17 protein-coding genes are annotated in these 17,132 nt (G+C 67.8%); 9 read left to right on the plus strand and 8 right to left on the minus strand.

Going from position 1 to position 17,132, the window contains the following annotated elements; genetic code table 11:
- Positions 1-120: 120 nt before the first annotated feature.
- Positions 121-1,605 carry an AAA family ATPase gene (locus tag ARC63_RS17355; protein ID WP_057503923.1) on the minus strand — a complete coding sequence of 495 codons (1,485 nt, stop codon included), beginning with the start codon at positions 1,603-1,605 and terminating at the stop codon, positions 121-123.
- A gap of 123 nt (positions 1,606-1,728) precedes the next feature.
- Between ARC63_RS17355 and ARC63_RS17360 the strand changes: the two genes are divergently transcribed.
- From ARC63_RS17360 to ARC63_RS17400, 9 genes are all read left to right on the plus strand, one after another.
- Positions 1,729-2,358, plus strand: a complete 630-nt coding sequence (locus tag ARC63_RS17360) for a ParA family protein (protein ID WP_010487235.1) — start codon at positions 1,729-1,731, stop codon at positions 2,356-2,358.
- Between the two features lie 49 nt (positions 2,359-2,407).
- On the plus strand, positions 2,408-2,884 hold the full coding sequence (locus tag ARC63_RS17365; RefSeq protein WP_019337594.1) for a SixA phosphatase family protein: 477 nt from the start codon (positions 2,408-2,410) through the stop codon (positions 2,882-2,884).
- A gap of 4 nt (positions 2,885-2,888) precedes the next feature.
- Positions 2,889-3,506 (plus strand): YceI family protein, encoded by a 618-nt coding sequence (locus ARC63_RS17370; RefSeq protein WP_043400783.1) that lies wholly within the window; start codon positions 2,889-2,891, stop codon positions 3,504-3,506.
- Entirely contained in the window at positions 3,503-5,554 is a 2,052-nt protein-coding gene (locus tag ARC63_RS17375; RefSeq protein ID WP_019337596.1) for a phospholipase D family protein, read from the plus strand. The genes ARC63_RS17370 and ARC63_RS17375 overlap by 4 nt, the downstream gene beginning before the upstream one ends.
- Positions 5,555-5,564: 10 nt before the next feature.
- Positions 5,565-5,999: a hotdog fold thioesterase gene (locus tag ARC63_RS17380; RefSeq protein ID WP_010487227.1), complete on the plus strand. Its 435-nt coding sequence runs from the start codon at positions 5,565-5,567 to the stop codon at positions 5,997-5,999.
- Positions 6,000-6,119: 120 nt separating this feature from the next.
- Positions 6,120-6,911 (plus strand): lysophospholipid acyltransferase family protein, encoded by a 792-nt coding sequence (locus ARC63_RS17385; protein WP_019337597.1) that lies wholly within the window; start codon positions 6,120-6,122, stop codon positions 6,909-6,911.
- 52 nt (positions 6,912-6,963) lie between these two features.
- Positions 6,964-7,953, plus strand: coding sequence for a YheT family hydrolase (locus ARC63_RS17390; RefSeq protein WP_029380138.1), 990 nt, complete (start codon positions 6,964-6,966; stop codon positions 7,951-7,953).
- Positions 7,954-8,009: 56 nt separating this feature from the next.
- Positions 8,010-10,079, plus strand: a complete 2,070-nt coding sequence (locus tag ARC63_RS17395) for a tetratricopeptide repeat protein (protein WP_049480443.1) — start codon at positions 8,010-8,012, stop codon at positions 10,077-10,079.
- Between the two features lie 10 nt (positions 10,080-10,089).
- Positions 10,090-10,701 carry a YbhB/YbcL family Raf kinase inhibitor-like protein gene (locus ARC63_RS17400; protein WP_010487218.1) on the plus strand — a complete coding sequence of 204 codons (612 nt, stop codon included), beginning with the start codon at positions 10,090-10,092 and terminating at the stop codon, positions 10,699-10,701.
- Between the two features lie 43 nt (positions 10,702-10,744).
- Here ARC63_RS17400 and ARC63_RS17405 read toward each other — a convergent pair whose 3' ends face one another.
- The 7 genes from ARC63_RS17405 to ARC63_RS17435 all read right to left on the minus strand — a co-directional run.
- Entirely contained in the window at positions 10,745-11,278 is a 534-nt protein-coding gene (locus tag ARC63_RS17405; RefSeq protein ID WP_057503924.1) for an NADPH-dependent FMN reductase, read from the minus strand.
- A gap of 55 nt (positions 11,279-11,333) precedes the next feature.
- Positions 11,334-11,801, minus strand: coding sequence for an META domain-containing protein (locus tag ARC63_RS17410; RefSeq protein ID WP_057503925.1), 468 nt, complete (start codon positions 11,799-11,801; stop codon positions 11,334-11,336).
- A 116-nt stretch (positions 11,802-11,917) separates the two neighbouring features.
- Entirely contained in the window at positions 11,918-12,745 is an 828-nt protein-coding gene (locus ARC63_RS17415) for an META and DUF4377 domain-containing protein (protein ID WP_057503926.1), read from the minus strand.
- 128 nt (positions 12,746-12,873) lie between these two features.
- Positions 12,874-13,635, minus strand: a complete 762-nt coding sequence (locus ARC63_RS17420) for a DNA adenine methylase (protein ID WP_057503927.1) — start codon at positions 13,633-13,635, stop codon at positions 12,874-12,876.
- Between the two features lie 138 nt (positions 13,636-13,773).
- Complete coding sequence (locus tag ARC63_RS17425; RefSeq protein ID WP_057503928.1) at positions 13,774-15,015, minus strand: SGNH/GDSL hydrolase family protein; 1,242 nt, start codon at positions 15,013-15,015, stop codon at positions 13,774-13,776.
- Between the two features lie 5 nt (positions 15,016-15,020).
- Positions 15,021-15,761 carry a hypothetical protein gene (locus ARC63_RS17430; protein ID WP_057503929.1) on the minus strand — a complete coding sequence of 247 codons (741 nt, stop codon included), beginning with the start codon at positions 15,759-15,761 and terminating at the stop codon, positions 15,021-15,023.
- On the minus strand, positions 15,758-17,132 hold a 1,375-nt coding region (locus tag ARC63_RS17435), incomplete at its 5' end, for a LamG-like jellyroll fold domain-containing protein (protein WP_139042442.1). The genes ARC63_RS17435 and ARC63_RS17430, both read right to left, overlap by 4 nt.

Consider the following 17,132-nt stretch of genomic DNA (forward strand, 5'->3'; position numbering starts at 1 on the left):
CCAAGCCCCCATGGACGGGTTGACGGCGTCCCCCGCGAATCCATCCCGCCCGGCCAAGCGCGGCTTTTGATGTTCACGGTCAACCAGCCGCCACGAGGGGCTGCGCCGTTCGCTGGAAACTCAATCGTCCGCGGAAACTGTCCGCCCCGACGCCCACGCCCGTAGTGCCTCCACCTGCTCGGCCATCAGCACCGACAGCGGCCGCGTCGCACGGATCTCGGTCATCAGCAGCTCGGTGTCCAGCGGCCGGCTCTCGGCATGCGCCGCATACAGGCCGGCGACGATCGCCTGCTCGATCTCGGCGCCGGAGAACCCATTGGCGGCCGCCGCCAGCGCGGGCAGTGCGAAGTCGTCGGCGTTGAGCTGGCGCCGGCCCAGGTGCAGCCGCAGCAGTTCCACGCGCACGTCAGGCGAGGGCAGGTCGACGAAGAAGATCTCGTCGAAGCGGCCCTTGCGCAGCAGTTCGGCAGGCAGCTCGTGCACCTGGTTGGCAGTGGCCACGATGAACACCGGCGCCTTGCGCTCGGCCATCCAGGTCAGCAGGTAACCGAGCACGCGGCGTGACACGCCGCCGTCCTCGCCACCGCTGGCCAGGCCCTTCTCGATCTCGTCCATCCACAGCACGCAGGGCGCCAGCTGCTCGGCCGAGGCCAGCGCCTGGCGCAGGTTCGCCTCGGTCTCGCCGTGGTACTTGTTGTACAGCGCGCCCACGTCCAGGCGCAGCAGTGGTACGCCGAAGCCGGCGGCGGTGGCCTTGGCCAGCATCGACTTGCCGCAGCCCTGTACGCCCAGCAGCAGCATGCCGCGCGGCGGGTCCAGCCCGGCCGGGGCCGAACCGGCAATGAAGGCCACGCGGCGCTGGTTGATCCAGCGCTTGAGCCGGTTGGCGCCGGCCACGTCGCCGAAACGCGCGCTGTCGTGCTCGAAGAACAGGTGGCCGCTACGGTTGAGCAGCTCGAACTTCAGCCGTGCCAGCTGTGGCAGGTCGTCGTCGCGCAGCGCGCCATCGGCGTAGATCAGCTGGCGGGCGATGCGCCGGGCATCGACCAGGCTCAGGCCCTGCAGGTTCTTCAGGATCTTCTTCACCGCCTCGCTGTCGACTTCAACCCGGCGGCCGCCATGCTCACGCGCATAGGCGTCGGCCTCTTCGCGCAGCATCTTCAACAGGGCGTTGGCATCGGGCAGGCGCGGGTTGAAGCGCACCGCCAGTGCTTCCAGCTCGGCCGGCAGCTCCACCTTGGCACCAATCAGCACCAGCACATGCGGCTCGCTGTGGCGGCGCTGGATCAGGTCGCGCAGGGCGCGCTGGTGACTGGCATAGCCCAGGTAGGGGTGGAAATCGAGCAGCAGGTAGACCCCGCGCTGCTCCGCCTGGCGGATCATCTGCAGGGCCGCGCTGGCGTCGGGCGGCCCGACCGGCGGGTCTTCGCTGTCCAGGTCGATCCGGCGCAGGCCCTCGGTGATCGACCAGCGGTGCAGCGCCCGCCATACGTGCATCAGCGTCTGCCGGAACAGCTCGACGATGCGACCCTCGTCCTGGGTCTCGATGACGATCAGTGGGGTGTTGGCGCGGATCAACGCGCTCAGATCCTGCAGTTCGCTCATGCCGGTTCGATCCTTCGGGGGCGCCACGATAGCAAAGGCGATGGCCGCTGGTTCAGCACGACGCTACCTCCCGTCACCATCGCCGGTGTACGCTCGGGGCACGTACCCGGAAGCGAGGCTGGCATGAAGACGATCCTGGTGGCCGGTTCCAAGGGCGGGGTGGGCAAGACCACCGTCGCCACCCACCTGGCCGCGTACGCGGCATTGCAGGGCAAGGCCACGGTGATTGCCGATGCCGACCCGCAGGGCTCCAGCACCCGCTGGGCACAACGCCGTGCCGGGCTGGAAAGCGCGGTGCTGCCGATCGATGTGTATCGGAAGAAGCAGTGGGCGCAGAAGCTGCCCGATGGCACCGACACCGTCATCATCGACGCGCCGGCCGGTGCCCTGGCTGACGATATTCCCCATTTCCTCGACGCTGCCGACGCGGTGGTGGTACCGGTGCTGCCCTCGGCGCTGGACATCGAAGCGATCGTCGGCTTCCTCAACAGCCTGGCCCAGAACCCGCGCGTGCACAGCCGCAAGCTGCCGGTGGGGCTGGTGCTCAACCGTACCAAGCCATGGACCCAGACCTCGCAGCAGGCGCTGCAGATGCTGGGTGAATGGCCGTACCCGGTGGTCGCGCAGCTGCGCGACAGCCAGAGCTACGTGGTCATGACCGGCCTTGGCCGCAGCCTGTTCGACTACCGCTCGGCCCAGGTGCGCGAGCACCAGGCCGACTGGGAGCCGCTGCTGTCCTGGCTCAAGCTTTGATGCCTGCATCACTCTTTCTGCTGCATCCTCTTCTTCATGGAAACCCGCGATGCGTGAATTGATCCTGCTGCGCCATGCCCATGCCGAACCGGCGACCCCCGGCCAGGCCGACCTCGACCGGCCGTTGTCGCCGGTGGGGCTCGCCGAAGCCGAAGCCGCCGGCAAGTGGCTGAAGGAGAAAAACCTGCTGCCGGACTGCGTGCTGTGCTCACCGGCGCGGCGCACCCGGGAAACCCTGGAAGCCGTGCTCGGCACCATCGGCTACGTCGAGAAGCGCCTGGAAGACCGTATCTACGAGGCCACCCCCGGCACCCTTGCGGCGCTGGTGGACGACCGCCGTGACCTCGACCGGGTGCTGATCGTCGGCCATAACCCCGGCCTGGAGCGCCTGGTGGCGTTGATGACGGAAGGCACCAGCAGCGACTACCGCGGCATGCCGCCGGCTGGCATTGCCGTGCTCGGGTTCCCGCGCGAGGCCTCGATCGAGCCGGGCGTGGCCAGCCTGAACGCGTTCTGGTGGCCGTGATCCAATGAGCCTGGCGCGGCGCAGCCGCTTTCTGCTGCCCGTGCTGCTGGTTTCCGGCGCGGCCTGGGCTGCCGCGCCACCGCCAACGCCCCTGCCGCCGGTGGTCGCCGAGGCGCACCGGGTCCTGCGCCTGGATACCCAACGCTCGCAGATCGGTTTCGAGGTGCGCACCCGCTTCGGGCAGCGCATCGAAGGCCTGTTCCCGCACTTCGAAGGTCGCATCGAGGTCCTCTCCGATGGCCGCCACCAGGTGCACCTGAAGATGTTCACGCGCTCGGTCGAAATCCCCGGCAAGGCGCGCTACACCGGCTGGATGCGCGGCGAGGAGTTCTTCGACGCGGGCCGCCACCCGGTGGTCGAGTTCGACTCGCTGCCGTACTGGCCGGAGACCGTGGAAGACGGGGGCGACATCAACGGGCGGCTGACCCTGCGCGGGATCAGCCACCCCGAGACACTGAAGGTCGAGAAGGCGGAGTGCGCCCGACCCGGCTATGATTGCGACGTCGTCAGCCGCGGTACCGTGCAGCGAGGCCGGTATGGAATGGACAGCTGGCAGCTTGCCTTGAGTGACCGAGTGACCTTCGTATTGCGAGCGCGCCTGAGCGAGGCGCCGAAACCGTGAACCTCCTGCTGCGTGTACTGGCGCTGGCAACCGTGTTGCTGGGCAGCGGTTGTGCATCGCTGTCCACTGCCGAGCGCGACCGTGCCGAGGCCATCGCCGTGCAGGCGCGATCGACCCAGGTCGACTGCCAGCGCGCCGACCGCTGCGCGCAGGATTCGCCGCTGCGTGCGCTGGCCGGCCGGGCGTTCACCGAATCCACCCCGGAGCAGCCGCGCCACTACGCCACGCTGCTGGACGAGGGGGAGGGCGCCCTGGTGGCGCGCCTGAACCTGCTGCGCAGTGCCACCCGCAGCATCGACCTGCAGACCTACATCTTCGACAAGGACGACAGCGCGCGGCTGGTCATCGACGAACTGCTGGCCGCGTCGCGGCGCGGGGTGAAGGTGCGGGTGCTGATCGACCAGCTCTCGGCGATTTCCGACCTGCAGATCCTCGGCGCGTTGTCCGGTGCCCACCAGAACTTCCAGCTGCGGGTCTACAACCCGACCTTCGGCAAGGCCCGGCTGAACTACTTCGACTACGCCGGCAGCGTGCTGTGCTGCTTCCGCCGGTTCAACCAGCGCATGCACAACAAGCTGCTGGTGATCGACGATGCGATCGGCGTGGTCGGCGGCCGCAACTACCAGGACGACTATTACGACTGGGACCGCGAGTACAACTTCCGCGACCGCGACGTCATGATCGCCGGCCCGGAAGCGCGCGCGATGGCGGCCAACTTCGATGCGTTCTGGCGCGCCCACCGCAGCGTGCCGGCCGAGCGCCTGAATGACGTGGGCCGCACCCTGCTGCGCGAGGGCGTGCCGGTGCTGCCACCGGCCACCTTCCGCCGCCCCGAGCGGGTGCAGCGGGTCAGCGCCGAAGCCAATGACATGGACTTCGTCACCCGTTCCTTCGTGGATACCGCGCTGCCGGTGGCCTCGGTGCGCTACGTCGCCGACCTGCCGCGCAAGCACCGCCGCGAGAAAGCCGATGCCCCGCTGGCCGGCCAGCACGTGACCGAGCCACAGCTGGATGCACTCATTGCCGGTGCGCAGAAGGAAGTGATCCTGCAGACCCCGTACCTGGTGCTGTCCAAGCCGGCGCAGAAGCTGTTCCGCGAGCTGCGCAAGCGCCCGCAGCCACCGCGCGTGGTGGTGTCGAGCAACAGCCTGGCGGCCACCGACAACCCGATCGTGTATGCGCTGTCGTACAAGTACAAGCGGCGCAACATGCGCGAACTGGGCTTCAACATCTTCGAATACAAGCCGTTCCCGCTGGATGCACCGGTCGACTACCGCAACCTGCTGCCTGATCCGATCGCCGCGCCCGCGGGCGACGACGACGGCGGGCGCAATCCGCTGATTGGCGGCAGCGCCGCTGGCAGCAATGCCGGCGGTGGCAGCGATGGGGATCTGGCCGCGACCCGCAGGCAGGTACCGGTGAACCATCCGCGTACCGGCAGCGCCTACCAGAACGCCCGCGAACGCCGTCGTGCCGCTGGCAGCGAAGTGGAAACGCGCCTGCTGCGTACCGAGACGCGTCCGTCGTTCCTGGGCAGCAAGGCGGTCAACAAGCCGCTGCCGGTCACCCGCAAGGGTGCCCGCATGGGCCTGCACGCCAAGTCGCTGGTGGTCGACCGCCGCATCGGCGTGGTCGGCACCCACAACTTCGATCCGCGCAGCGAGAACTACAACACCGAAGGCGCGGTGATCATCGACGATCCGGTCTTCGCCGAGCAGCTGGCCGAGAGCATCCTGCGCGATACCCATCCGCAGAACGCGTGGACGGTGGCGCCGCGGGCCAAGCCGCCGGTGCTGTCGGGCCTGAACTACAGTGTCGGCAAGGCCTCCGAAGCGCTGCCGATTCTCGACTTCTGGCCGTGGCGCTATGCCACCGACTACGAGTTCAAGCCCGGCCCGGACTGCCCGCAGCCGCTGCCACGGCAGGACCCGGATTTCCATCGCTGCTACGTTGCCGTCGGCGACTTCCCCGAAGTCAACGTCGGCCCGAAGTGGCTGCTGGTGCGCATGCTGACCGCATTCGGTGCCGGCCTCGTTCCCATTCTCTGAAGGTGCCCGCATGACCCAGGTGTTCCGCGAAGCTGTTTCCATCGAGCAGCTCAATGCGCTCAGCCGCAACACGGCGATCGAGTCGCTGGGCATCGTCTTCAGCGCCGCGGGCGAAGACTGGCTGCAGGCCACGATGCCGGTGGACGAGCGCACCCGGCAGCCCTACGGCATCCTGCACGGCGGTGCCTCGGTGGTGCTGGCCGAGACCCTCGGCAGCAGCGCCGGCAACCTGTGCGTGGATACCGCAAAGCAGATCTGCGTGGGCCTGGAAATCAACGCCAACCATGTGCGTGCGGTGCGCTCGGGGACTGTCACCGGCACCGCGCGCGCGCTGCACGTGGGCCGCAGTACCCAGTTGTGGGAAATCCGCATCGAGGACGAGCAGGGCCGGCTGGTGTGCATCTCGCGGCTGACCCTGGCGGTGGTGGCCGCCGGCCACGGTTGAGCCCCCGTCGGGCGTGTTGACGGCGGCAGAACCCAGCGTTCCCCGCCGATTGCCCCGGTCAATGGCGGTTATGGCCTAAATCGGCTGGCAGCTGCCGCGGCGCTCCGGTATCGTGCGCGGATGACTTCCCCCACTCCGGCCCCCCGTGGCGGCGTGGCGCGTGTGTGCCGTTACCTGTACCGCGTACCGCTGCTGTTGGTCCACATCACCGTGTTCCTGCCGCTGATCCTGATCGGCATGCTTCCGCCGTGGGGCGAGCTGCGCGTGGGCGAGGATACCTTCGGCGCGAAGGTGGTGAACTGGTGGCAGGGCGGGCTGATGTGGATCTTCGGCTTCCGCCTGTCACGGGTGGGCCAGCCCTTGCCCGGTGCCGTTCTGTTCGTCGCCAACCACGTCAGCTGGGTCGACATCTCCATCCTGCACAGCCAGCGCATGATGGGCTTCGTTGCCAAGCGCGAGATCGCCAGCTGGCCGCTGGTCGGGTGGCTCGCCGCGCGCGGCCAGACCATCTTCCATCAGCGTGGCAACACCGAATCGCTCGGTGGGGTGATGCAGGTGATGGCCGATCGCCTGCGTGCCGGCAAGGCGGTCGGTGTGTTCCCGGAAGGGCGCACCCGCGGTGGCCACGAAGTGGGGCCGTTCCATGCCCGCATCTTCCAGGCCGCGGTTGAAACCGGCGTGCCGGTGCAGCCGGTGGCGCTGGTGTACGGGATGAAGGGCGACGCACAGACCATCGTCGCGTTCGGCCCGGGCGAGAGTTTCGCCGCCAATTTCCTGCGCCTGCTGGGTGAGCCGGCGCGGCATACCGAAGTGCATTTCCTGGAGCCGATCGGTACCCAGGACCTGGAAGGCCGTCGACGCATCGCGGAAACCTCGCGCGCGCGCATCGTGGCGGCCATGAGCACGCAGTGAGGGTGCGGTGGCCCTGATACCGCCACCTGTCCTGGACGCCGGTACGCCGACGCTGCATGCGGCTGACTATCAGCCGCCGCGCTGGCTGCGCAATCCGCACCTGCAGTCGATGCTCAGTTCCAGCCGCATGCGCCTGCAGCGCGGCCTGCTGCTGCTGGCGGCCACCGGTGCAGTCAGCGAAGAGCTGATCCTCGATGGCGGTGATGGCGTGCGCCTGCAGGGCTGGCACAGTCATGTCGAAGGCCGCGAGCCGAAGGGTGTCGCGCTGCTGCTGCATGGCTGGGAAGGCAGTGCCGAATCCAGTTACATGCGCATGGCCGCCGCGCGCATGATCGAGCAGGGCTTCGACGTGGTGCGGCTGAACTTCCGCGACCACGGCAACACCCATCATCTCAATCCCGGCATCTTCCACTCCAATCTCATCGATGAAGTGGTGCACGCCGCAGGCGACATCGCCCAGCGCTGGCCGCAGCTGCCGCTGGTGGCCGCCGGCTATTCGCTGGGTGGCAACTTCGTGCTGCGCCTGGCTCTGCGTGCCCCGGCCGCCGGCGTGCCGCTGCTGCGCGTGGCCTCGGTGTGCCCGGTGCTGGATCCGGCGTTGACCATGGAGAACATCGAGAACGGCCCGGCGATGTACGACTGGTACTTCCGCCGCAAGTGGGCCGGCTCGCTGCGCCGCAAGCGCGATCTGTTCCCCGAGCTGAGCGATTGCGACGACCGCGTACTGAAACTGGACATCCGTGCACTGACCGCCTGGCTGGTCGAACGGCACACCACCTTTGGCTCGCTGCAGGCCTATTTCGATGGCTATTCGATTGCCGGTGACCGCCTGTCCACCCTGCAGGTGCCGGCCGACATCCTGATGGCGCAGGACGACCCGGTGATCCCGTACGCGACCTTCAGCGATTGGCAGCTGCCGCGCCAGGCGCACCTGGAAACCGCCTGCTGGGGAGGCCACTGCGGCTTCCTGGAAAACTGGCGGGGTGACGGCTTCTCCGAGCGCTGGGTGGCGCAGCGCCTGCAGCGGGTGCTGGCGGGCTGAACCGGCACCGGTGCGTGGACCGCTACAATGCGGGTTTGCACTTGAACCGGACCGCCATGCAAGACCAGATCATCCAAGCGTTGCGCCAGAACCAGGCCGACCAGGCCGTGCAGCTGGCCCAGGCATGGACCCGTGATGAACCCGGCCAGGCCGGCGCCCACCGCTGGCTGGCGCTTGCGCTGCAGCAGCAGGGCAAGGCCGAAGATGCCATGGAAGCCCTGCAGCAGGCGTTGCAGCTGGCACCGGACGACGCCCAGCTGCACCTGCAGCATGCTGGCCTGCTGCTGGCCCTGCGCCAGTACGAAGGCGCCGACGAAGCGCTGGCGCGCACCACCGGGCTCGACCCGAACTCCTTCTCCGCCTACCTGATGCAGGCGCACCTGGCGATCGGCCGCAACGACTTCGATGAAGCCCAGCGCCTGTCCACGCTGGCCTCGCGCGTTGAGCCGGATCACCCGGAACTGCTGACCATCGACGGCATGATCGCGCTGCGCCGTGACGATCCGGATCGTGCGCTGACGCTGCTGTCGGCGGCCAACCAGGCGCAGCCCAACGACACCCGCGTGCTGTACGCGCTGGGCTTCGCCTACCTGGGCAAGGACATGCTGGCCTTCGCCGAGCAGGCGTTCCGCCGCGTGCTGGAACTGAACCCGGCCATCAGCTCGCTGCATGGCCTGGTGGTGCAGCTGGCGCTGCGCCAGGGCAACCTGGAGGCGGCTGCCGAAGCGATGCAGATCGCCCTGCAGCAGGAAGGCATGGATACGCCGTCGATGCGCCGCCTGGCCGGTGAACTGTCGCTGCGCGGTGGCCAGCCGCTGCGGGCGCTGGACCACCTGCTGCCGTTGCTGGAATCGATCCCCGACGACCGCCAGGTGCTGCAGCTGCTGCTGATGTCCTGGCAGCGCCTGGGCCGCGAAGACGAGGCGCGTGCGCGCCTGGACGCCGCCCTGGAGCAGCACCCGCAGCTGCACGACCTGTGGCTGGCGCGCCTGGCCGTGGAAGAAGTGGGCAGCCCGACCGCCGCCGCGACCGTGGAACGCTGGATGGACGCGATGCCGGGTCATCTGCCGGCCCTGGAAGCGCGCCTGCGCCTGCATGACATGGTGGGCGAACACGAACAGGCTGAAGCCATCGCCGAGCGTATCGTCAGTCTCGAACCGGGCCGCGTCAGCGGCGAAACCCGCCTGGTTGAAGGCCTGTTGCAGCGTGATCCGGTCGCCGCGATCGCCCGCGTGCAGGCGCTGATCGACAGGGCGCCGGACGGCCATCGCGCCGACCTGCGTACCTGGCTGGGTGAAATCCAGGATCGCGCTGGCCAGCCGGAACAGGCGTTGCAGACGTGGATGGCGCTGCAGGCCGACCAGGCGCCGCAGCGCCTGCCGCTGCCGCCGCAGGCCAAGGCGCCGCCGAGCTGGCCGGACAAGGGCGAGATCGACGCTGATGCCAGCTCCGCGCCGATCTTCCTGTGGGGCGCGCCGGGTTCGGGCGTGGAGCGGGTTGCGACCGGCCTGGCCGCCGCCAGCCCGGTGCTGCGCAGCGACCGTTACACCAGCAATCCGCCGGATGATGCATTCCAGAACTACCACACGCTGCAGGACCTCGCCTCCGGCGTGCTGACCCCGGAGCGCCTGGTGCAGCGCTGGCGCGAGCAGCTGCCCGTGCGCGGCGTGCAGGGTGATGCCGTCATCGACTGGCTGCTGTGGTGGGACAACGCACTGCTGTGGGCGCTGCGCCCGCAGCTGCCACAGGGGCGCCTGGTGCTGGTGCTGCGTGATCCGCGCGACATGCTGCTGGACTGGGTGGCCTACGGCGCCGCCGCACCGCTGGCGATGACCTCGCTGGCTGAAGCCAGCGAATGGCTGGCACGCGCGCTGGCGCAGGTTGCCACCCTGCACGAGGAAGATCTGTACCCGCACGTGCTGCTGCGCATCGACCAGATCGGCAACGATCCGCATGCGATGGCCGAGCTGCTGGGACGCCTGTTCGAGCGGCAGATGCCGCCGGCCGCACAGCTGGGCGCACCGCGCTTCCCGCCGGGCCACTGGCGCAACTATCGCGACGTGATGAGCGCCGCCTTTGCCAAGCTCACCCCGATTGCGGTGCGCCTGGGTTACCCGGAAGAGTAAGGAGAAGCCGATGCAACTGAGCAGCCACAGCCTGACCAACGGCGCGCCGATCGACCGCGAGTTCGCGGCTGGCGATGCCGCAGGCTTCGCGCCGGACCGCAACCCTCACCTGGCTTGGAACGGCGCGCCGGAAGGCACGCGTTCGTTCCTGCTGGTGTGCGTGGATCCGGATGTGCCGACCGTTCCGGAAATGGTCGGCCGCAGCGACATGACCGTGCCGCGCGACCAGCCGCGCTGCGACTTCGTGCATTGGGTGATGGCCGACATTCCGGCCTCGGTGCAGGAGATCGCCGCCGGCAGCTGCAGCGATGGCTTCGTGGTGAAGGGCAAGACCGCACCGGCGGGCCCGGCCGGCAGCCGCCAGGGCCTGAACGACTTCACCGGCTGGTTTGCCGGCAATCCGGACATGGCCGGTGACTATCTGGGCTACGACGGCCCGTATCCGCCGTTCAACGACGAACGCGTGCACCGCTACTTCTTCCGCGTGTTTGCGCTGGACGTGGCCTCGTTGGAGCTTCCGGCACGCTTCACCGCCGCAGACGCGTATCGCGCCATGCACGGCCACGTGCTGGCCGAAGCGACGCTGCACGGTACCTACACGTTGAACCCGGCGCTGGGCTGAGCAGCACACAGGGTAGAGCCGAGCCGATGCTCGGCTGCTTCTGCTACACGATTGACCGGCAGTAATCGGCAAACCGCGCCAGGAACGTATCAGCGTCGGCGCGGTGCGCCTTCGACTGCAGTACGTCAATCACCTGCTCGGGCTCCAGGCCAAGCACCGGTACGCGCAGGAACAGCGTTGTGCTGAACGCGGCACTGACCGTGGACAGCACCGCGCGCAGTGCCTGCAGCATGTCCTCGCCACGATGGGACGCGTGCACCAACGCAATGGGCCGACCGACGATCTGGTCGCCGGATACCAGCCAGTCAATCGCATTCTTGAGCCCGCCGGGAATGCCGCGCACGTATTCCGGGCTGCATACCAGCACGCCATCGCTGTGCGCGATGGCCGCCTTGAAGCAGGTCACGCTGGCAGGTTCGTCGGCGCCTTCCAGATCCGGTGAGAACACCGGCAGTTCGCCGATGCCGGTGTAGACCTCAATCTCCATTCCGGGCGGTGCGATGGCCTTCAGGGCCATCAGTAGAGCGGTGTTGGTCGACCGCCGGCGTACGCTTCCGGAGAGGGCAAGAATCTTCATCGCGGAACGTTAGCATGCAGGGTCCGCGGAATTTCAGCCGAGCGCGGGCTCGGCTCTACCTTCCATTCGTTGGCAGCGGTGCTGGTTGGAACACCGCGGTGTCGCCCTGCGCGTTGCGCAGTACCAGCGCGCCGTGTTCATCCAGCTCAAGCGTCGGTGCCGGGCTCCGGCTGCTCATCAGCGTTCCAGCGCGTTCCTGCTGCACGACGATGTCACCACGCATGCATCCGGCCACGGTCTGGATGCCGTTCTCCAGGATCAGCTGATTGCCCTGCAGCCGGTACTGGCTGCTGACGTTGTTGCACAGGTTCAACTCGCTCATGTAACCGTGCCCGAAGCGCAGCGTATAAGGCGCGCGACCGCGGACGAACAACGCGCCGATGCGCCTGCCCTTTGCATCTGTAGCGCGGGTGAGCTGCCACGTGCGGGCTTCGAGCTGGGCAGTGGTGGGCGTGCTGGCAGCGGCGGCATCCGCGCACACGGCCAGCAGTGCAGCGGCCAAGAGGATGGGGACGTGCTTCATGCCGATCTCCCTGATGCATGTGGGTAGTGCCGGCCGCTGGCCGGCAACGTCCATGTGCTGCCGGCGCTACAGTCTGCAACGAAGAAGGGCGGCCTTTCGGCCGCCCTTCCATCAATTCATTTCTTCTCGATGGCCGACTCGACCACCATGTCCAGCACGTACGCCTGCGACGGCGCATCAGCCGGCGGGTTCTTCACTTCGTAGCGCTTCACGCGCACCACGTTGCGCACGCCGTCTTCGTGGGTGTAGCCCTCGATGTTGCCGTAGAAGTTCTCGAACTTGCCCGGCTCACCCTGCTTCAGGCCCTTGTCGTCGAACTTGACCTCACGCACCTGCAGGCACTGGTAGTCCGGGATCAGCGGGTGCGAGCACTTCTCGGTCTTCGCGGCCACTTCCAGGAACACGGTTTCGCCGGCGCCGCCATAGCGGGTTTCAGCGGTCGGTTCCGGGTTGAACACCAGCACGTCGCCCTTGGCGGTGGTCAGGGTCAGCTTGCCATCGGCATCCTGCTCGGCCTTCAGCTCGCCCTGCAGGCGGCTCGACACGGCCTCGTCCAGCGCCATCAGCGCCTTGTCGGTGCAGGCCATCATGGTCGAGGCCATCGCACTGACCGTCAGCTTGCCGTCGGCCAGTGTGTAGCCGCCACCCATGTGGTTGCAGGCGTTGCTGACCGACAGGCGGCCATCAGCGAAGTCCAGGGTGACCGGCTTGTCTTCGCGGGCGAACAGCGCGTCGATGCGCTTGCCGTCGGCGGCGGTGGCCTGCTGCAGCAGCCAGTGCTGGCTCTGCAGGCGCTGCGCGTCCAGGTGCGCCAGCGTCTGCTGGTCTGCTGCCTTGGCCGCGGCCGGGGCCACGTCGTCGCCGCCGGTGCCGGCCGGGGCCGGGGTCTGGCTGCAGGCGGCCATCAGGGCCAGCGGGAGGAGCAGGGCGAGCTTGCGGTTCATGGTGATTCTCCTGTAACGGCGCGCGATAAATCGCCAGCCATAGGTGAGATAAACGGCGGAGCGCCAATGTTGCGCCCACCGGAATGAAATTGCACGGGACGTAACCCGTCCCGTGCGCCTCTGCCAACCTACCAGGTCGTGAAGATCAGCTCCCTCCGCTGGACCGCCTGCCGGCCAATCGTGTAGCGGATCGGTACCGCCCGGTCCCTGAACTGTCCGAACACCTTCCGCATGGCCGGGTGATCGTTGATGGTCAGAATGGCCGCGCCGCGCAGACTCGCCATCTGGCTGGCCAGCTCCTCGTACTGCTCCATGCCGAAGGGCGTTCCATATCCCTCGGTCTCCCAATACGGGGGGTCGAGGAAGAACAGGGTATCGGCCCCGTCGTACTTGGCCATGCACTGCTGCCAGGCCAGGTGCTCCACGGTCACCTTGTGCAGCCTCAGGTGCGCCGCGCTCAGATCCTCTTCGATCCGCAACAGGTTCAGACCCTTGCCACCCCGGCCGAAGCCTGGCGTCTGCCCTGTGGCCTTTCCGCCCCAAGCCAGGCGCTGGAGATAGTAGAAGCGTGCAGCCCGTTGGATGTCCGTGAGGGTGTCAGGATGCTGGAGCTGGCACCAGCGGAACATCTCCCGGCTCGTCAGCGCCCATTTGAACTGGCGGACGAACTCCTCCAGGTGGTTGGCCACCACCCGATAGAGCCGCACCAGCTCGCCGTGGCAGTCATTGAGCACCTCAGCCCTGGCCGGCTCTCTGGCGAACAGAAGAGCGGCGCCGCCGGCGAAGGCCTCGACATAGGTCCGGTGAGGGGTATCGGCTACCAGGGGCAGCAGGTGGGGCAGCAGGCGGGTCTTACCGCCTGGCCAGGGGAACAGCGTGGTCGTCTTCATTCTCAGCCTCTGCGATGAGCATCGGCGAGGCTTACCTCCCCCGCGCGGGGAGCAGGGCCTCGGCCAAAAGCACGCGGGCTGTACGCGTGTGTTGCGGTGCCAGGCCGACAGTTGCAGCTGTCGGCCTGGCGCCCTGTTCTAGAGCGGCAGGAAGTCGCTCAGGGCCGAAGCGATCGCTTCGGCTCCGGTCGCGTTGGGGTGGACGTTGTCGAACACCAGGCCGCGATCGCTCTGCCGGGCCCAGCTGCGGCCCAGCGCCACCCGCAGATCGAGGAAGTGCCAGTTGTAGTCCGCCGCGATGTTGCGCAGCGCGGCCGCCTTGGCGTCGTATCCGTAGATCCCACCCAAGGCCCTGCCATCGTTGGGGACGAAACCGACGCACAGGCAGCCATCAGAGGTCGCCGAGGCCCCCTTCACCACCGCTTCCAGATCCGCGTACCACGTGCCTGGGTCGGTGCCGGCGGTGGTGTCGTTGATCGTGCATATCACCACGGTGAAGTCCGGCTGCAGGGCCGACAGCATCGGCCGGTGATTCCAGGGCTGGCTGGCAACGATCAGGTCCGTAGACCTGGCCGCGCAGTAGCCGCCCACCAACGCCACCGGACTGGCGCTGCCATCGAAGGTCTCGATACCACAGACGAAGGCATCGCCGCCGCTACCGACGCCGACCTCGATGTAGTGGGTGCCAGCGGATACCGTGTAGTCCTTCGACACCAGCGACGCAGCGGCGTCCTGTGACACGGTATCGACCAGGCTCCCATCGACGTAGATCCCCACCGCCGTGTTCAGGCCGGCAAGGGTCGGATACCACACCCGGAAGCTGGAGAACGCGCCTGCAGGCGTGAACCGCAGTTTTCCCGCGCTGCCGCCGGCCGCCTTCAGGTGGCGTCCACCGAATATCTGCGAGACCGTGGCATCCGGCACCCAGCCCGTACCCAGGGTGATGCGTGGGTCGTAGGTGCCCAGCTCGACATTGACCAGGGTGACGTTCTGCTCGCCGAAGAAGCTGTCGGTGCGGATGCTCTTCTTCACCAAGAAGCGCCGCGCCAGGCTGGACGCAGCCGCATCAGCCAGACCATCAGCGCCCGTGCCAGAGCCCTGCCCGGCGACATTGGAATCGCCCACGATGGCCAGGCGCGCCGGATTGGTCGCGCCGCGTGCCTTGGCGGCCACCCACTTGGCTGTGCTGCCGACGCGGGTGGCCTGGCTCGCACCCGCATCGCCAAGTGCGGCTAGCAGCTGCCCCACGGTCAGGCTGATGTCGTTGCCAGCTGGTACCGAACCCCCGCCAACGGCAGCACCGCCCTCGGGCGCCGTGCCGGGAATGATCACGCTGCTGGCCAGGGTCTGCAGCTGCGGCTTTGAGCTGAATCGAGCCATCGTTCTTATCCTTGGTAGGCAATGCCGGCCTGGTCGACGTAGGTGTCGCCGGCCTCATCGGTGTATTCGCTCGTCGGGTCGAGCGATTCGAAGTAGAAGCCCGTGAAGAGCCCAGGGCCGCCCTGGCTGCCACGGAAATAGTTGACGCCGACCCGGCCGGCGGCCTGATGGGTGCTGTCCGACCGGGTCAGGACAACGGTGCCGTCCAAGCGGCGGACGGTCAGCGTCGAACCGATCAGCTCGACCTCCAGCCACACCACCACTTCGCTTTCCGTGATGCCTGGCACCTCGACGAACTGCAGCTGCTGGAAAGACCCTGAGGCCGCGTTGGAACCCCGCCCAAACTCGACGCCAAACGAGGTGGCGCTGCGACGACCGACGCCCAGGATGTAGGCGTAGGTGTCGTTGGTGACCTGCCAGCTGGTGGTGCGCAGGAGGAGACCCACGTTGTCCGTGCGCACGCCGGTACCGGCCGGGATCACGAATCCGACCAGGGCACGGCAATCCTTGGCCGCCGGCACACTCTCAAAGCGCGCCCTTGAGGCCGTGCCGGTACTGCCGCACTGCAGGTTCAAGCGCCCTGCCTGCACCGACAGGTCAGACCCGGCCGGCCCGAACAGCGTCATCTGGGCGGTGTTGTCGATCTCTGCCCACAGCTGTCCCCGATCGAAGACGTGCAGCCGCGAACGGCGCTCCACGGAGCCCAGCGCATCGGTGGCGGTAATCACCACATTGAAGGCGGTCACGATGGGGTTCCTCCCAGGGTCGAGTCACTGCCGGTCTGATCCACATCCAACGTGACGCCTGGCGGCAGGCCGGTGGCCGACCAGGTCACCGGGCTGGCCTCGGTGCCCCGCTTGAAGTGCAGGCTGTACGGGCCGTAGGCCCGACCACGAACCAGCGCGATCGGCAGTGCCGGCATCTCCAACAGCCGCGCGGGGAAGTCCGAGGGCTTGACCGGCGGCGTGAATGGCTCCCAGTACACGGCCGCGCCTGCATGCACCTCCACACCGGCAAAACCCGCCATCAGCCGCTCGGCGGTCAGGGTCGTGTTGCTGGCCAGCGCCAATGCCGTCTGGCTGAGGTTGACCGCTGCTGCAGGCAAGGTGCTCTCATCGACCAGGCGGCCATCCTTGAAGATACGGGCCACGCCGCCGCGCCTGGAGATCGCCAGGTGCGACCAGGCACTGTTCGGCAGTCGGTTCTCTGCCAGCGCTAGAACCGCATCATTGAAGAGGCGCACGTAGTTGCCGCCCGTGAACACGTCCAGGCCCACCTGCATCGGGTTGGTCAGCTGCTCGCGGCGCAGGTAGAGGCCGCCATTGGTCGTGTTCGGGCCGATCTGGAACAGGCGCGCGTAGGTGTCGCTTGGGGCCGCATCAGGGCGTATCCACATGGCCACGCTGAAGTCGGCCGTTCCCAGACTGGCCTCCAGCTCCTGCCGCAATCCGGTGCCATTGAAACGCACCGAGGCACCGCCGGCGTATGGTGACTGCGTAGGGTCCAGCACCGGCAGGTTGGAGGAGCCGACCGCCACCGTGCGACCACCTGCCTCCTGGTAGCCGGTCTGCATCGGGAAGCTGCTGCGCATGGTCGACAGCGCAATCTCGGTCTCGGCAAAGCCCACATTGCCCGACGCATCCTGACCCTTGACCCGGATCGGGTAGTAACCCGGCGCGCCACCCAGCGGAATCCCTTCGATCCGACCTGCGGTGGTGTTCAGGCTCATCCCCGCAGGCAGCACGCCCTGATCGATCGACCACTCCACGCCCTCAGCCTCCGTGGTGAACACCAGAGAGGCGGTGGAGTTGTTGGCACCACGCCAGGCGCTGATGCTGAAATCCAGTTGATAGACACGACGGAACAGCAGCTCTACCGACTGCCAGCTATCCAGCCCGTCGCGCCGGGAGCTGAGCAGCACGCGGTTGCGCTCGACCAGCTGGCCGGCCGGCACAGTGAACGAGGCACCCACCAGGTCCGGGTAGGAGACAACCAGGGCGCCGGAAGCGGCGTCATACACGGTCACGGTGTAGGTGGTGCCTGGCTCAGGCCCAATGCTGGCCATGCCGGTATCCACCAGCTGGTCCGCCTGCGCCACGCGATCGCGATGGGCCCAG

Source organism: Stenotrophomonas geniculata ATCC 19374 = JCM 13324 (genome assembly GCF_001431625.1).
Classification (GTDB): Bacteria; Pseudomonadota; Gammaproteobacteria; order Xanthomonadales; family Xanthomonadaceae; genus Stenotrophomonas; species Stenotrophomonas geniculata.

Bases quoted from the DNA above. Each gene is read 5' to 3' on its own strand.
- ARC63_RS17425 (WP_057503928.1), bottom strand. From the start codon at position 15,015: ATGGCTCGATTCAGCTCAAAGCCGCAGCTGCAGACCCTGGCCAGCAGC.
- ARC63_RS17365 (WP_019337594.1), top strand. From the start codon at position 2,408: ATGCGTGAATTGATCCTGCTGCGCCATGCCCATGCCGAACCGGCGACC.
- ARC63_RS17355 (WP_057503923.1), bottom strand. From the start codon at position 1,605: ATGAGCGAACTGCAGGATCTGAGCGCGTTGATCCGCGCCAACACCCCA.
- ARC63_RS17360 (WP_010487235.1), top strand. From the start codon at position 1,729: ATGAAGACGATCCTGGTGGCCGGTTCCAAGGGCGGGGTGGGCAAGACC.
- ARC63_RS17415 (WP_057503926.1), bottom strand. From the start codon at position 12,745: ATGAACCGCAAGCTCGCCCTGCTCCTCCCGCTGGCCCTGATGGCCGCC.
- ARC63_RS17420 (WP_057503927.1), bottom strand. From the start codon at position 13,635: ATGAAGACGACCACGCTGTTCCCCTGGCCAGGCGGTAAGACCCGCCTG.
- ARC63_RS17395 (WP_049480443.1), top strand. From the start codon at position 8,010: ATGCAAGACCAGATCATCCAAGCGTTGCGCCAGAACCAGGCCGACCAG.
- ARC63_RS17405 (WP_057503924.1), bottom strand. From the start codon at position 11,278: ATGAAGATTCTTGCCCTCTCCGGAAGCGTACGCCGGCGGTCGACCAAC.
- ARC63_RS17410 (WP_057503925.1), bottom strand. From the start codon at position 11,801: ATGAAGCACGTCCCCATCCTCTTGGCCGCTGCACTGCTGGCCGTGTGC.
- ARC63_RS17385 (WP_019337597.1), top strand. From the start codon at position 6,120: ATGACTTCCCCCACTCCGGCCCCCCGTGGCGGCGTGGCGCGTGTGTGC.
- ARC63_RS17370 (WP_043400783.1), top strand. From the start codon at position 2,889: ATGAGCCTGGCGCGGCGCAGCCGCTTTCTGCTGCCCGTGCTGCTGGTT.
- ARC63_RS17400 (WP_010487218.1), top strand. From the start codon at position 10,090: ATGCAACTGAGCAGCCACAGCCTGACCAACGGCGCGCCGATCGACCGC.
- ARC63_RS17380 (WP_010487227.1), top strand. From the start codon at position 5,565: ATGACCCAGGTGTTCCGCGAAGCTGTTTCCATCGAGCAGCTCAATGCG.